Here is a 16,599-nt window from a genome sequence, read left to right as displayed (position 1 = left end):
TCAGCGCTAGCACGTGATGCTCTGCGCTCAAACGCAGCAAACGCGCACGCAGCAGTGGCCCGTGGGCCAGGTCGAAAGGCGCGCTGGCCACTTCATGCAAGCGGGCCGGCAGCGCCTCGACGCTCAGGTCTTCACGCTGGAACCAATCGGCACCCGCAGTGGTAGCCAGCACCACCTCGGCACTGTCATCGCGTGGTACGAAGCGGCTGCGCAAGGTCTCGTGGCGCTCGATGATGTCCAGCAAGGCCGCCTCCAGCGCATCGGCATCCAGTGCCCCGCGCAGGCCCAGGGCCAGCGGCACATTGTAAGCCTGGTTGCCGCCTTCCATTTGCGCCAGGAACCACAGCCGCTGTTGGGCGAACGACATCGGCAGCGGCGCATCGCGCGGCACCGGGCGTATCGCTGGCAGCTCACAGCGCCCGGCATGGGCCAGTACCTCGGCCACGGCGGCCAGCTCGGGGTTGGCGAACAGGTCGGCCAGGCTCAGTTCGACACCCAGGCGCAGGCGCACCTGGGAGACCATGCGCATCGCCAGCAGTGAATGCCCGCCCAAGCTGAAAAAATGGTCGCGACGGCCGACTCGCTCAACGTGCAGCAACTCGGCCCATAGTGCTGCCAGCGCCTGCTCCAACGCCCCTTCGGGGGCCTCGTAGCCCTGCTCGAACAGCGCCGAGCGCTCCGGGCGTGGCAATGCGCGGCGGTCGAGTTTGCCGTTGGCCGTCAGCGGCAACGCCGGCAGCTCGACATAGGCCACCGGCACCATGTATTCCGGCAGGTGCGCCTGCAATTGGCTGCGTAGGCCTTCTGGGGTGAGCGGTTCGACGCCTGCCTGGGCAGTGAAGTAGGCCACTAGGCGCGGCTGCCCGGGCTGGTCCTCGCGGGCCAGCACCACCGCTTCATCGATGCCAGCCAGGGCGTTCAGCCGGCTTTCGATCTCGCCCAGTTCGATGCGCACGCCGCGGATCTTGACCTGGTCATCGTTGCGCCCCAGGTAGTCCAGAGTGCCGTCCGCCAGCCAGCGCACCAGGTCGCCTGTGCGGTACATGCGCCCACGGGCGACGAAGGGGTCGTCCAGGAAGCGCTCGGCGGTGAGCGCCGGGCGGTTCAGGTAGCCCCGGGCAACCCCGGCGCCACCAATGTACAGCTCACCTGGCACACCCAGCGCGACAGGCTGCAGGTGTGGGTCGAGTACGTACAGACGGGCGTTATCGACCGGCCGACCGATGTGCAGCGCCCCGCCCGCTTCCACCGCGCCGGAGCTGGCCACTACCGTGGTTTCGGTCGGGCCGTAGTTGTTGACCACGGCAAAGCGCTGGGTGCGGTTGAACTGGCGCAGGCGGTCACCGCCGATCAACAGGGTGCGTAGGGTCGGGTGTTCGAGCTGATGGTTGAAGGCATACTCGGCCACCGGCGTCGGCAAGAAGCTCACGTCCAGGGGCTGCGCCTGCCACCAGGCAAGCATGGCATCCAGGTCGTCGTTGCCCTCCGACGCCGGCGCCAGGTGCAACGTGGCCCCGGCGCACAACGCCGGCCAGACTTCCCAGGCCATGGCGTCGAAACCAAAACCGGCCAGGCTCGAAGTGTGCCGGCCATGGCACAGGTCGAAGGCGCGGCAGTGCCAGTCGACCAGGTTGTTGACGGTCTGGTGCTCGACCATCACACCCTTGGGCTGCCCGGTGGAACCGGAGGTATAGATCACATAGGCCAGGTGGCTCGCGCTCAGCCCCGGCACAACCGGGTCGCTCTCGCATACAGGCCAGTGCGGCTGGTCGAGCAGCACCACCGGCACCGCGACAGGCCCCAGGCGCTCACGCAGCGCCTGCTGCGTCAGCACCGCTACCGGGCCGCTGTCATTCAGCAGGTAGTGCACGCGCTCATCCGGGTGGGCGGGGTCTACCGGCACGTAACCGGCTCCGGCCTTGAGTACCGCCAACAAGCCCACCAGCGTCTGAAGGCTGCGCCGCGCTACCACGGCGACGCGGTCGTCAGGCCGCACGCCCAGGTTGATCAGGTGCTGCGCCAGGGCATTGGCCTGCCGGTTGAGCTCGGCGTAACTCAAGCGCGTACCGTCACAGGTGGCGGCGACGGTGTCAGGGTGCAGCTCGGCGCGCTGTGCAATGCGCTGGTGCAGGGTCAGTTGCCGCTCATACGGGGCCGGATAATCGTTGAACGCTTCCAGCAGCTCCGTGCGCTCGCTGTCGGGGAGCATGGCCAGCGCCAGGACCGACGACTGCGGTGCTTTCACCAGGCTTTCGAGGGTCTGCTGCAGGTAAGCACAGACGCGCTGCGCCGGCACTTCGGCGCTGGCCAGCAAGGTCAGGCGAAACGCTTCGCCCAGGTCGTCGACGCTAAGCGTCAAGGGGTAGTTGGTGGCCTCGGCCGACTCGACGATGTCGATGCCGGCCAGGGCTGCGCGGCGTGGCTGGGTGCTGTCCACTGCGCTGTGGCGGTAGTTGAGCAAGGCATTGAACAGCGGCGCCGGCGCCGCCACACCGCTGCACCGCTGGGCCAGGGCCAGTGGCGCGTGTTCATGGCGCATCAATGCGCTCAGCCGTTGGTGGGTAGCGCGGATCGCCGTCGGCAAATCAGCACTGTCCAGGTCAACGCGTACTGGCAGGGTATTGATGAAAATCCCCAGCGCCCGGTCGGTGGCTTCGGCGCCCTGCAAGCGCCCCATCAGCACTGTGCCGAACACCACCTGTTCGCGCCCCGTCAGCCCGCCCAGCACGCGGCCCCAGGCCAGGTGGAAGAGGCTGGCGACGCTCACGCACAGGCTACGCGCCTGGCTGCGTAGCTGCTGGCACAGCGCAAGTGGCAGGTCGAGCGCGTGCTCGTTGTGCACCTCGCCCACGCCTTGCACATCCTGGATGCCGCAGGCCAGGGTCGACGCGTCGATCCCCCCCAGCATGTCGCGGAAAAACGCCTCGTGTTCGGCCTCGCTGATACCCAGCACGGCTTGTGCCACATAATTGCGAAACGGCACCGGGGTACCCAGCCGATCACCCTCGCCGGCCAGAAACGCGATCAGTTCGTGACGCACCACCTCCAAGGCACTGTGGTCCATGGCGATATGGTGGAACTGCAGGGTGGCGGTCAGTGCGCCATCGGCTTGCTCGGCCTCACGTAGCAGGCGGATTAGCGGTGCCTGGGTCAGGTCGAGCCTGCCGCGCGTGGGGTCGTTGTCGGGTAACGTCGCCACCTGCAGGTCGGCGCGGCGCCAGACCACCTGCACCGGCGTTTCCAGCCCTTCCCAGTGCACCGAGGTGCGCAAGATGTCGTGGCGGGCAATTACACCACGCAGCGCATCGGCAAACGCCTGCAAGCGGGCCTCGCTGGCAAACACGAAACGCGCCTGCATCACGTACGGGTCGCTGTCGGTGGCGCTGGCGTGGTGGAACAGCATGCCTTGCTGCAGCGGTGCCAGTGGGTAGATGTCTTGCACGTTGGCCGCGCCGCCGGGGATGCAAGCGACGATGCGGTCAAGGGTGCCCTGGTCGAGGTCGATCAGGTTGAGGTGCTGCGGCGTAATGCGCGTGCAGCCCGGGCCGATGAGGTTGGACGGCACGTGTACCGCACCCTGTTTCACGGCCACGTACTCGCCGCGCTCGATCATCGCCACCAGCGTTGGCTTGTGTTCACGCAGTTGCGCCACCAACGCGGGGTCGGTCAGGGCCTGACGGTTGCCCTGGACGGCCAGTTGGCCGTCCTTCAACGCCAGTTGCACGTTTTTGGCCGTCAGTGTTGCCAGTAGTTGGTTGATGCTCACAGGACGATCTCCATTCTGTCTGTGATGGCTGCGTAGCCCGCCAAGGTCGGTTGGTCGAACAGGGCGCGCACGTCGGCTTCCAGGCCTTGATCACGCAGGCGGGAGGTGAGGGTCACCGCCAGCAGCGAATGGCCGCCCAGTTCGAAGAAGTTGTCATGCCGCCCTACCCGCTCAACGCCCAGCAGCTCGGCCCAGATCGCGGCCAACAGGGTTTCGGTTTCGCCTTCTGGGGCTTCGTACACGCGGCTTTGCAGGGCGTCGGTATCCGGTAATGGCAAAGCCTTGCGGTCGAGTTTGCCGTTGGGGCTCAGGGGCAATGCGTCCAGGTGCAGGAACAGCGCGGGCACCATGAACTCCGGCAGGTGGGCCAGCAATGCCGTGCGCAGAACGTCTGCGGCCTGCTGCTCACCGGTGTAATACGCCACCAGACGCTGGTCGCGGGCGACCACGACTGCTTCTTTCACGCCTTCGATGGCCGTCAGGCCAGCCTGGATTTCACCCAGCTCGATGCGTAGGCCGCGCAGCTTCACTTGGTCATCGTTGCGGCCCAGGTATTCGATGTTGCCATCGGCCAGGTGCCGCGCCAGGTCGCCGGTGCGGTACAGGCGTGCACCAGGGCGGGTGCTGAACGGGTCGTCGAGGAAGCGTTCGGCGGTCAGTTCGGCGCGGTTCAGGTAGCCTCGGGCGACTTGCACGCCGCCGATGAACAGTTCGCCGGCCACGCCTTGCGGGACCGGCTGGCCTTGGCTGTCGAGTACGTACAGCGTGGTGTTGGCGATGGGTTTGCCGATGGGGGTGTTGTCCGGCGCCGTCACGCAATGCCAGGCGCTCACGTCCACCGCTGCTTCGGTCGGGCCGTACAGGTTGTGCAGTTCAACGGCTGGCAATTGCGCGTGGAAGCGTCGGACCAGGCCGCCCGGCAAGGCTTCGCCGCTGCACAGGACGCGCTTCAACGAAGCCGCCGAGACGTCACCATGGGCCAGGAATACATCCAGCATCGAAGGCACGAAGTGCAAGGTGGTGACGTTTTCGCTGCGGATCACCTGACGCAGGTACTCCGGATCGCGATGGCCGCCGGGGCGCGCCATGACCAGACGTGCGCCGGTTTGCAGCGGCCAGAGGAATTCCCACACCGACACGTCGAAGCTGAATGGGGTCTTCTGCAAGACCACGTCGTCAGCGCCGAGGTTGTAGGCGTCTTGCATCCAAAGCAGTCGATTGACCACGCCGGCATGCTCGTTCATCACGCCTTTCGGCAAGCCGGTGGAGCCTGAGGTGTAGATCACGTAGGCAAGATGACGCGGGGTCAAGCCGGTGACAACTGGGTTGCTGGACGGCTGGGCGTTCCAGGTCGGCTGATCCAGGTCGATAACCTGGGCCGAATCCGGTACGTGACGCGTAGCGCTGTGCACCAGCACCGCCACCGGCGCGCTGTCGCTCAGCATATGTCGCACGCGCTCCGCTGGGTAATCGGGGTCAACCGGCACATATGCGCCACCAGACTTGAGGATGGCCAGCAGGCCAACCACCATCGACAGCCCACGCTCGACGCAGATCGCCACCCGATCATCAGGTTTAACACCCAGTTCAATCAGGTGATGCGCTAATCGGTTGGCCTGCTCATTCAGCTGGCGATAGCTCAGTACCCCTTCTTCGGCTTTAACCGCGACCGCATCCGGCGTACGCAACACCTGCGCCTCGATCATCCCGTGCAGGGTCTGCTCAAGGTCATAGTCCACCGCCGTGTCGTTGAAGCCCAGCAATACACGCTCACGCTCCTGCGCTTCCAGCACCGGCAAGCGCTGCACCGGCAGTTCCGGTGTCTGCTCCAGCGCCTCGACCATGGCCTCCAACACCTGGTTCATCTGCCCACAGATACGCGCCGCGCCTACGTCGGCCGGGGTCATGGCAACCAGGCGGAAGCCCTCCCCCAAATCGTCGACGTTCAGGCTCAACGGGTAGTTGGTGCGCTCCTGGCCTTCGAGCACGTCGATGCCTTGCCACGCCTGCCGCTGTTCGGCGCTGGCTTCTGCGCCATGGCGGTAGTTGAGCATGGCGCTGAACAACGGCAACGGTGTAGCCACAGCGCTGCAGCGCTGGGCCAACGCCAAGGACGCGTGTTCGTGCGCTAGCAGTGCACTGAGGCGCTGATGCACGGCCTGCGCCCCTTCGCGCAGGCTCACCTCGCCCAGGTCGACCCGCAGCGGCAAGGTATTGATGAACATGCCGAGCGCCCGCTCGGCGCCTTCACCGCCTTGCAGGCGCCCCAGCAACACCGTGCCGAACACCACGCGGTCCTTGCCGCTGGCAGCGGCCAACAGGCGCGCCCAAGCCAGGTGGAATAGGCTGGCGACACTGATGCCCAGGTGCCGTGCCTGGCGCCGCAGCCCTGCGGCCAGCTCGGCCGACAGCGCCAGCTTGGCTTCTTGCATGCCAAGGCCATCGCCTTGCACATCGCTAAGGCCGAACGGCAACGTCGGCTCGTCGACATCCGCCAACTGCTCGCGGAAGAACGCCTCATGCTCGGCCTGGCTGACACCCAGGCGCGCCTGGGCCACATAGTTGCGATACGGCACGGGGGTTTGGACCGGCGGCGTGCTCTGCAGGAAGCCAATCAACTCCTCACCGACCACCTCCAGGGCGGTGTGGTCGAGGACGATGTGGTGGAACTGCAAGGTGGCTTCGATGCACCCGCTGCCCGGTGCCTGGCGATGAAGCAGACGAATCAGCGGCGCTTGGCTCAAGTCCAGGCCAACGGTAGCCGCATCGTCGTCGCGCAGGACCTGCAGCGGTGCGTGACGCCAGACCACCTGCACAGCCTGCGGCAGGCCGTCCCATAGCACAGCTGTGCGCAGCACGTCGTGGCGGGCGATGACCTGGTCCAGCGCGCTGGCGAAGGCTTGCAGGCGTTCGCCGTTGTCAAAACGCAGCCGGGAATACAGCACATAGGGGTCGTGCTCGGCGCTTAGGTGATGGTAAAGGATACCTTCCTGCAGCGGAGCCAGCGGGTAGATGTCCTGCACATTGGCCGCACCGCCCGGCACGCGCGCGACGATGCGATCGATCGAGGGTTGGTCGAGGTCGATCAGGCTCAGCAGGCCCGGGGTGATGTGGGTGCAACCGGCAGGGATGCGGTTTTCAGGTACCAGCACTTGCTGGTTGCGCCCCAAGGTCTCGGCCAGGGCCGCGACGGTAGGCTGGCCGAACAGGGTCCGTACATCGACTTGCAGACCTTCCAGGCGCAGCCGCGCGGTCAGGCTTACCGCCAGCAGCGAGTGGCCACCCAGCTCGAAGAAGTTGTCGTGACGGCCCACGTGCTCGACGCCCAGCAGTTGCGCCCACAGGTGGGCCAGCAGGGTTTCGGTCTGGCCCTGCGGCGCCTGGTAGGGGCGTTCATGCAAGGCGGCATCCGGCGCCGGCAGCGCTTTACGGTCGAGCTTGCCATTGGGCGTCAACGGCAACTGGTTGAGGTGGATGTACTGTGCCGGCAGCATGTATTCCGGCAGGTCGTGCAGCAGCGCCTGACGCAGGCTGTCCGCCTCGCGCGGCTCACCGGTGAAGTAGGCGACCAGGCGCGGCCCACTGGCCGGGGCGTCGTAAGCCAGTACCACGGCCTCGCGCACACCGGGCACACGCACCAGGCAGGCTTCGATCTCGCCCGCCTCGATGCGCAGGCCACGGATTTTGACCTGGTGGTCGTTACGGCCGAGGAAGACCAGGTTGCCATCCTCGCGCTGGCGCACCAGGTCACCGCTGCGGTACAGGCGATCACCGTCAACGAAGGGGCTGGCGATGAAGCGTTCGGCCTGCTGTTCGGGCAAACCCAGGTAACCCCGCGCTACGCCCGCGCCGCCGATATGCAGGTGGCCGACCACGCCCCACGGCACGGGTTGGTCGTAGTGGTCGAGTACATACAGCCGGGTATTGTCGATGGCGGTACCAATCGGCAACGCCCCGTGCGGCAGGTCCGCGCCCGGTTCCAGCGTCCAGGCGCTGCAATCGACGGTGGTCTCGGTCGGGCCATACACGTTGTGCAGGCGCACACCCGGCAGGCACTCGCGTACCTGGGCGGCCAGCGCCTGGGTCAACTCACCACCACCGCAGACGATATCGCTGAGGCTGGCGCAGCGAGCGCTGGCAGGTGCTTCAAGGAACTGCTGCAGCAACGCCGGCACGAATTGCACCACGCTGACCTGCTGCGCCTCGATCAATTGCGCGAGGTAGTGCGGGTCACGTTGGCCGTGCGGGCGCGCCAGTACCAGGCGTAGGCCGCTGCACAACGGCCAGAACAGTTCCCACACCGAGGCATCGAAGCTGACCGGGGTCTTGTGCAGCACAGCGCCTTTGCCAGGTAGCTGGCAAAGGCGCTGGCTCCAGCGCACCAGGTTGACCACGTTGCGGTGTTCGACCATCACCCCTTTGGGTTGGCCTGTGGAGCCGGAGGTGTAGATCACGTACGCCAGGTGGCTCGCGTTCAGCGCGGCTACGCGAGGGTTGCTGATCGGCTGGGCTTCCCAGCAAGGCTGATCGAGGTCGACCAGCTGCACCGGGGTGCCGTGTACGACCTCACGGGTAGCGCTGTGCATCAGCACGGCCAGCGGCGCACTGTCGCTCAGCATGTGGCGGATACGTTCAGCCGGGTAGCCCGGGTCAACTGGCACATAGGCGCCGCCTGCCTTGAGGATGGCCAGCAAGCCGACCACCATCGACAGCCCGCGCTCGACGCAGATCGCTACACGATCATCCGGTTTGACGCCCAAGCCGATCAAATGATGGGCAAGCCGATTGGCTTGCTCATCGAGCTGGCGATAGCTCAGCTCGCCTTCCTCGGCGACCAGTGCAATGGCAGTGGGCGTGCGCCGTACCTGGGCTTCGAACAGCCCGTGCAGCGGTTGCGCCATGTCGTGAGGCGTTTGCGGGGCATTGGCCAGCAGTCGCCGGCGCTCATCAGGCGTCAATACCGGTAACTGCTGCACTGGCGTGTCAGGCGCGTGCTCAAGCGCATCCAGCAACCCGTGCAGCACCTGCAGCAGTTGGTCGCAGACACGCTGCGCGCCCACTTGGGCGCTGACCTGGGCCGTCAGCCGCAGGCCGTCGCCCAGGTCGTCCACGTTGACACTCAGCGGGTAGTTGCCGTGGCCGCCGCTGGGCAGTGCCTGGATGCCTTCCAGGGCTTCGCGTTGCGCTTGCTGCTCGGGCTGGCTGGCGCCATGCCGGTAGTTGAGCATGGCGCTGAACAACGGCGTCGGCGCAGCCACGCCGCTGCAACGCTGGGCCAAGGCCAGCGAGGCGTGCTCGTGCATCAGCAACGCACTCAGCCGCTGGTGGGCCAGGCGCACCCCTGCACGCACGCCTAGCCCTTGCAGGTCCAGGCGCAGCGGCAAGGTATTGATGAACATGCCTAGGCCCCGATCAGCCCCGGCGCCCCCTTGCAGGCGGCCCAACAGCACGGTGCCGAACACCACGCGGTCGTTGCCACTGGTGGCGGCCACCAGCCGCGCCCAGGCCAGGTGCAGCACGCTGGCAGCGCTCACGCCCAACTGCTGGGCCTGGCTGCGCAGGCGCCGGTACTGCTCAGGGGCCAGTTGCACCGTGGCCAACTCGAAGGCGCTGGCCTGGCCCTGCAGGTCGGCCAGGCCATAGGGCAAGGTCGGTTCGTCGATGTCGGCCAGCTCGGCGCGGAAGAACGCCTCGTGCTCGGCCTCGCTGATGGCCAGGCGCGCCTGGGCCACGTAGTTGCGGTACGGCACGGCCGGTTGGCTGGGCTGCTGGCCGCGCAGGTGATCGCGGATTTCTTCCAGCACCACCTTCATGGCCGTGTGGTCCAAGGCGATGTGGTGGAACTGCAGGGTGGCTTCGAGGCCTTCGGTGCCTGGCTGTGGGGTCTGCAGCAGGCGGATCAGTGGGGCTTGGCTCAGGTCGAGAGGGCCGGTGGCTTCGCTGCTATTGACCAGCACCGAGCCCGGCACGCTGCGCCATACCACCTGCACCGGCTGCACCAGGCCGTCCCAGAGCACGGCGGTACGCAGGATATCGTGGCGCGCGATGACCTTGTCCAAGGCCTGGGCGAAGGCCAGCAGGCGGGCGTGACTGTCGAATGCGACGCGCCACTGCAGCAGGTACGGGTCTTCGTCTGCGGCACTCAGGTGATGGTAGAGAATGCCCTCCTGCAGCGGTGCCAACGGGTAGATGTCCTGCACGTTGGCAGCACCACCTGGCACCGTGGCGACGATGTGCTCGAGGGTACTGGCGTCCAACGTCAGCAAAGGCAGCATGGCGGGGGTGATGTGGGTGCAGCCCGCTGGAATACGGTTCTCGGGCACGCTGACCTGGCGACCTTTGCCCAGCGCGGCAGCCAGTGCAGCCACGGTGGGCTGGCCGAACAGCACCCGCACGTCGGTCTGCAGGCCCTGTTGGCGCAAGCGTTCGATCAGGGTCACAACCAGCAGCGAGTGGCCGCCCAGCTCGAAGAAGTTGTCGTGCCGCCCTACCCGTTCCACGCCCAGCACGTCGGCCCAGACGCTGGCCATGGCCGCTTCGGTCTCGCTGGCAGGGGCTTCATAGCCCTGGCTGATCAGTTGGGCCGCATCCGGCTCAGGCAGGGCCCGGCGGTCCAGCTTGCCATGGCGGGTCAACGGCCATTGGTCCAGGCGGATGAACGCCTGCGGCACCATGTGCCCCGGCAAGCTGGCCTGCAGCGCGTGACGCACGGCCTCGACCGCCACCGGCACCTGTTCGGTGAACCAGGCCAGCAGACGCTCGCCACGCACCAATACCACGGCATCGGCAATACCGGCCTGGGCCGTCAGCGCCGCCTCGATTTCACCCAACTCCACGCGCACGCCGCGGATCTTCACCTGGTCGTCATTGCGGCCGAGGTAGTCCAGCGTGCCATCGGCGTTCCAGCGCACCAGGTCGCCACTGCGGTACATGCGCGCGCCGGGCTTGCGGCTGAACGGGTCGGCGAGGAAGCGCTCTTCGGTCAATTCAGGGCGATTGAAATAGCCCCGCGCTACCTGCGCGCCGCCGATGTACAGCTCGCCCACGACGCCCACGGGCACCGCTTGGCGATGGGCATCGAGCACATAGACGCGGGTATTGGCGATGGGCGTGCCGATGTGCAACGCCGCACCCGGCAAGACCTGGCCAGACGTGGCGACCACCGTGGTCTCGGTCGGCCCATAGTTGTTGATCAGGGCGAAGCCTGGATCGCGGTCGAACTGGCGCAGGCGGTCGCCACCGATCAGCAAGGTGCGCAAGGTCGGGTGTTGCCGTTCGCGGCGCAGCGCCTGTTCGGCCACCGGCGTGGGCAAGAAGCTGACCGCCAGCGGCTGCTCGAGCCACCAGTCGAGCAGTTCATCCACATGTTCATTGCCGATGTGCGCAGGTGGCAGGTGCAGCGTGGCACCGCCACACAGCGCCGGCCATACTTCCCAGGCCATGGCGTCGAAGCCAAAGCCAGCAACGCTCGAGGTACGCACACCGGCCTCCAGCGCGAAGGCCTGGCAGTGCCAGTGCACCAGGTTGGCCAGGGTGTGGTGTTCGATCATCACGCCCTTGGGCTGGCCAGTGGAGCCGGAGGTGTAGACCAGGTAGGCCAAGTGGTGCGCATCCAGCCCAGGTACGTGCGGGTTGCTGTCCAGGGCATCATCGGCGGCGGCCTGGTCGAGGTTCAGGCGGGGTATGTCAGCTGGCAGGCCGGCAATGCCCGTTTCGCTCAGCACCAGGGCGGGCACGCTGTCGGCCAGCAGGTAGGCTATGCGTTCGGCAGGATAGCCCGGGTCGACCGGCACATAGGCAGCGCCGGCCTTGAGCACGGCCAGCAGGCCGATTACTCGCTCGGCGCTGCGGCCCACGCACAATGCCACGCGGTCACCGCCGCGCACGCCGCGTGCGATCAACTGATGCGCCAGGCGGTTGGCCCGCAGGTTCAGGTCACCATAGCTGAGTGCCTGGCCATCCTGGCTCACGGCCGTGGCATCCGGGGTCTCGGCTGCTCGGGCCTCCACCAGCGCGTGCACCGTCAGCCCTTGCGGGTAGTGCTGTGCGGTGGCGTTGAAACTGCCCAGCAGCTGTTGGCGCGCTTCGTCGCTCAAGATCGACAAGCTGTCGACCCGCGCCTCCTGCCCTTGCTGCAATGCTTGCAGCAGCTGGGTGACGGCATTGACCATCCAGGCGGCGACCCGCGCCGCACCCATCCCTGCGATAGCCAATACACTGAAAGTGAAACCTTCACCCAAGTCATTGACGCTGAGGGTCAGCGGGTAGTTGCTGCGCTCCTCGCCACCAAGCAGGCGCACACCCTCCCAGATTGCCTCGGCGGCGGCCGCGTCGGCGCTGTGCCGATAGTTGAGCAAGGCACTGAACAACGGCGCGGACGCGGTCACGCCACTGCAGCGCTGGGCCAAGGCCAGCGGCGCGTGCTCATGGCCCAGCAAGGCCGAGAGGTTGCGGTGGGTGGCGCGCACGGCGGCACGCACGGCCAGCGTGGTGTCCACCCGCAGCGGCAGGGTGTTGATGAACATCCCCAATGCCCGGTCGGCGCCCTCGCCGCCCTGCAGGCGGCCCATCAGTACCGTGCCAAACACCACATCATCGCGGTTGGCCAGCACGCCCAGTACGCGCGCCCAGGCCAGGTGCATGAGGCTGGCGGCACTGACGCCCAGTTGCCGCGCCTGGGTGCGCAAACCGTGGGCAACTTCGCCGTCCAGTGCCTCGAATGCCGTTTCGATGCCGCGGCCATCGCCCTGCACATCGGCATAGCCCAGTGGCAAGGTCGGTTCTTCGACATCCGCCAGCATCTCGCGGAAGAACGCTTCGTGGGCCGCCTGGTCACCCAGGCGAGCCTGGGCCACGTAATTGCGGTATGGCACCGCTGCCGGCAGCGTGTGCCCCTGGCCGAACAGCAAGGCGCGCATTTCGCGGGCGACCACATCCATGGCCGTGTGGTCGAGGGTCAGGTGATGGAACAGCAGAATCGCCACCACCTGCTGGTTGGCAGGGTCCAGGCTGTAATACAGGCGGGTCAATGGCGCCTGGGTCAGGTCCAACCGGTGGTGCCGCGCATCGAACCGGGCATGCAACTGTTCAATCCGCGCCAGGCCATCGTCATCGGCCAGGTCGTCGATTTCGCTGACCACCAGCTCGGCCTTGCGCCATACCACCTGCAGCGGCTGCGCCAGCCCTTGCCAGAGCACGGCGGTGCGCAGGATATCGTGGCGATCGATGACCTGTTGCAGCGCACCGGCCCAGGCCAGCAAGCGCTCGACACTGTCGAAGGCCAGACGGGTCTGCAGCAGGTAGGGGTCGCCCTGCTCGGCGCTCAGGTGGTGATAGAGAATGCCTTCCTGCAGCGGGGCCAGCGGGTAGATTTCCTGCACATTAGCGGCGCCACCCGGCACCGTTGCGACGATGTCGTCGATTGCTGCCTGGTCCAGGTCGATCAGGCTGAGCATGCTCGGCGTGATGCGTTGGGCCTGCGCGGGCACCCAGTTGGCCGGCACCTTCACTTCGTGGCCGATGCCCGCCGCGCCGGCCAAGGCCGCCAGGGTCGGTTGGGCGAACAGCACCCGCACATCGATCAGCAGGCCAGCCTTGCGCAAGCGCTCGACCAACGTCACCGCCAGCAGCGAGTGGCCGCCCAGTTCGAAGAAGTTGTCATGGCGCCCTACCCGCTGCACACCCAGCACATCGGCCCAGATCGCCGCCATCGTCGCTTCGGTTTCGCCCGTGGGCGCTTCGTAGGCCTGGCCGAACAACTGCGAGGTCTCTGGGTCAGGCAGCGCGCGGCGGTCGAGTTTGCCATGGCTGGTCAGCGGCAGCTCATCGAGGCGCACGAACGCCAGCGGCACCATGTGCGCCGGCAAACGGGCCTGCAGGGCCTGGCGCAAGGCGTCAAGAGAGACAGGGGCAGTCTCGGTGAACCAGGCCAGCAAACGCTCGCCCCGCACCAGCACCACGGCGGCGTCGATACCCGGCTGCGCCGCGAGGGTGGCCTCGATTTCACCCAGCTCAACCCGCACACCACGGATCTTCACCTGGTCGTCGTTGCGGCCGAGGTAGTCGAGGGTGCCGTCGGCATTCCAGCGCACCCGATCACCGCTGCGGTACATGCGTGCGTTGGGCTGCTCGCTGAACGGGTCGACAAGAAAAGCCTGCTCGGTCAACGCCGGGCGATTGAAGTAGCCCCGCGCCACTTGCGCGCCGCCGATGAACAGCTCACCCGCGACGCCAACCGGGACTGGCTGCAAGCCTTCGTCCAGTACATAGACGCGGGTATTGGCGATGGGCCGGCCGATGTGCAGTGCGCCGTTGGGCAAGACCTGCCCAGAGGTGGCGACAACAGTGGATTCGGTCGGCCCATAGTTGTTGATCAGGGCAAAGCCTGGCGCTCGCTCGAACTGGCGCAGGCGGTCCCCGCCCACCAGCAAGGTGCGCAGGGTCGGGTGCTGGTGTTCGCGGCGCAGGGCCTGCTCCGCTACCGGGGTGGGCAGGAAGCTGACCTTCAGTGGCTGCAACAGCCACCAGTCGAGCAACTCATCGACATGCTCGTTGGCGATGTGGGCGGGTGGCAGGTGCAACGTGGCCCCGGCGCACAAGGCTGGCCAAACCTCCCAGGCCATGGCGTCAAACCCGAAACCGGCCACGCTTGACGTGTGCGCATCGGCGTCCAGCGCAAAGGCCTGGCAGTGCCAATGCACCAGGTTGGCGAGCGTGTGGTGCTCAATCATCACCCCCTTGGGCTGGCCGGTGGAGCCGGAGGTGTAGACCACATAGGCCAGTTGCTGCGCGCCCAGCCCAGGTCGCTGTGGGTTGCTGTCGTGCGCAGTACAGGTGCTGATGTGGTCCAGGTCCAGGCGCGGCACCTGGGCCGGCAGCCCATTTACCGCAGTCTCGCTCACGACCAGTGCCGGGGCACTGTCAGCCAGCAGGTAGGCAATGCGCTCAGCTGGGTACGCCGGGTCCACCGGCACGTAGGCCGCGCCCGCTTTAAGCACTGCCAGCAACGCAACCACGCGCCCGCTGTTGCGCGGCAGGCACAGGGCCACGCGGTCCCCCACCTGAACGCCGCGTTCGATCAGTTGGTGAGCCAGTTGGTTGGCACGGCGGTTGAGTTCGTCGTAACGCAGCGCCTGGCCATCCTGCAACAGCGCAACCGCTGCTGGCGCGGTGGCGGCACGGGCCTCGACCATGGCGTGTACGGTCTGCCCCTGCGGGTAAAGCTGAGCGGTGTGGTTGAACTGTTGCAGCACCTGATCACGCTCGGCAGGCGGCAATACCTGCAACCCTTGCAGCGCTGACGCGGGGGTGTGTTCCAGGGCGTCGACCAGGCTTGCCAACACCTGTTCGAACTGCGCGCACAGGCGTGACGCGCTCCACGCCGGCAGGCTCTGCACGGTCAGGCGCAGCGCGTCGCCCAGGTCGTCGACGCTGACAGTCAGCGGGTAATCGGTGCGTTCCTCGGCGCCGACGATATCGATGCCAGCAGCCACCGGGATGATCTCGGCGGCATCACCGGCGTCACTGTGCCGGTAGTTGAGCAGACTATTGAACAGCGGCGCCGGCGCGGCCACACCGCTGCAGCGTTGGGCCAGGGCCAGCGACGCCTGTTCGTGGCCGAGCAAGGCGCTGAGCCGTCGGTGGGTGGCCAGCAGGGCGTCACGCACGCTGGTTGGGCCCAGGTCGATGCGCAACGGCAAGCTGTTGATGAACATCCCCAGCGCCTGCTCGCTGCCGTCGCCGGTGGTCATGCGGCCCAGCAGCACGCTGCCGAACACCACCTGCTGGCGGCCCGACAGTTGCCCGATCAACCGGCCAAAGCCCAGGTGCAACACGCTTGCCGGGCTCACGCCGAGTTGCCGGGCCTGGCTGCGCAGGCGCTGGCTGAGCGTAGGCGGCAGGGTCAGGCGTGCTTGCTCCAGTTGCACATCACCTTTGTCCTGCAGGGCGAAGGCAAGCGTGGGCTCATCGATGTCGCCCAGCATCTCGCGGAAGAAGCGCTCATGGGCGTCCTCATCCAGTGCCTGGCGAGCGGCGGCCAGCACATTGCGAAACGGCATGGGGGCCGCCAGTCGGTCGGACTGGCCGGCGATGTGCGCCTGGATTTCACGGCGCACGATATCCAAGGCGGTATGGTCCATCACCACGTGGTGGAACATCAGCAGCGCCACCCACGTAGTGCCCTCGCCTTGCGCGTGCATCAGTTGCATCAGCGGTGCCTGGCGCAGGTCGAGACGATACTGGCGCGGGTCGAAGCGCGCGCACAGCTCGGCAAGGGCTGTGCTGCCAGCGACTGGCACGGCTTCGCGGACCAGCGTCGCTTCATGCCAGACCACCTGCACCGGTTGGTCGAGGTATTCCCAGTGCAGTGCGGTGCGCAGGATGTCATGGCGCTGGATCACCCACTGCAGCGCCTCGGCGAAGGCTTCCAGGTGGGTTTTGCTGGCGAAGCGCAGTTGCACCTGCGACAGGTACGGGTCGCCCTCGGTGGCGGACAGGTGGTGGTACAACATGCCCTGCTGCAGCGGGGCCAACGGGTAGATGTCCTGAACGTTGGCTGCGCCGCCCGGCACGCTGGCGACGATGCGGTCGATGGCTTCCTGGTCCAGCGTGACCAGCGGCAGCATGTCGGGGGTTATGCGGAAGGCCGGGCTGAGCCAGTCGTCATCGCGTTCGGCGAGCATCTCCAGCAACGCCGGCTTGTGCCGTGACAACGCCTCCCACAAGCTATCGTCCAGGGTATCGTCATCGCCGAGGACGATCAGGTCCTGGTCTTCACGCTGGAGTCGGATCGCACGGGTGGAAAGAGCAGCCATCAGTTCGCTGAAGTGCAT

Annotated in this window: 2 protein-coding genes (1 of these 2 cut by a window edge); both read right to left on the bottom strand. The window is 66.8% G+C overall.

All coding sequences use genetic code 11. The features are described 5' to 3' along the window. Window positions 1–3,766: part of a non-ribosomal peptide synthase/polyketide synthase coding region (locus QOS90_RS19500; protein ID WP_283600558.1), annotated on the bottom strand (this coding region is incomplete at its 3' end). Its footprint begins 14,593 nt before the window's first position; the window shows 3,766 of its 18,359 annotated nt. Continuing rightward, the gene (locus QOS90_RS19495) at window positions 3,763–16,599 is read right to left on the bottom strand and encodes a non-ribosomal peptide synthetase (protein WP_283600557.1); all 12,837 of its coding nucleotides are present in this window, start codon (window positions 16,597–16,599) and stop codon (window positions 3,763–3,765) included. The genes QOS90_RS19500 and QOS90_RS19495, both read right to left, overlap by 4 nt.

This window comes from Pseudomonas sp. LAIL14HWK12:I10 (genome assembly GCF_900184205.1).
Lineage (GTDB): Bacteria > Pseudomonadota > Gammaproteobacteria > Pseudomonadales > Pseudomonadaceae > Aquipseudomonas > Aquipseudomonas kermanshahensis.
This window is presented reverse-complemented; position numbering and strand designations above follow the sequence as displayed.

Excerpts from the sequence above, each read along its gene's own strand:
- QOS90_RS19495 (WP_283600557.1), bottom strand. The coding sequence starts at position 16,599 with ATGCACTTCAGCGAACTGATGGCTGCTCTTTCCACCCGTGCGATCCGA.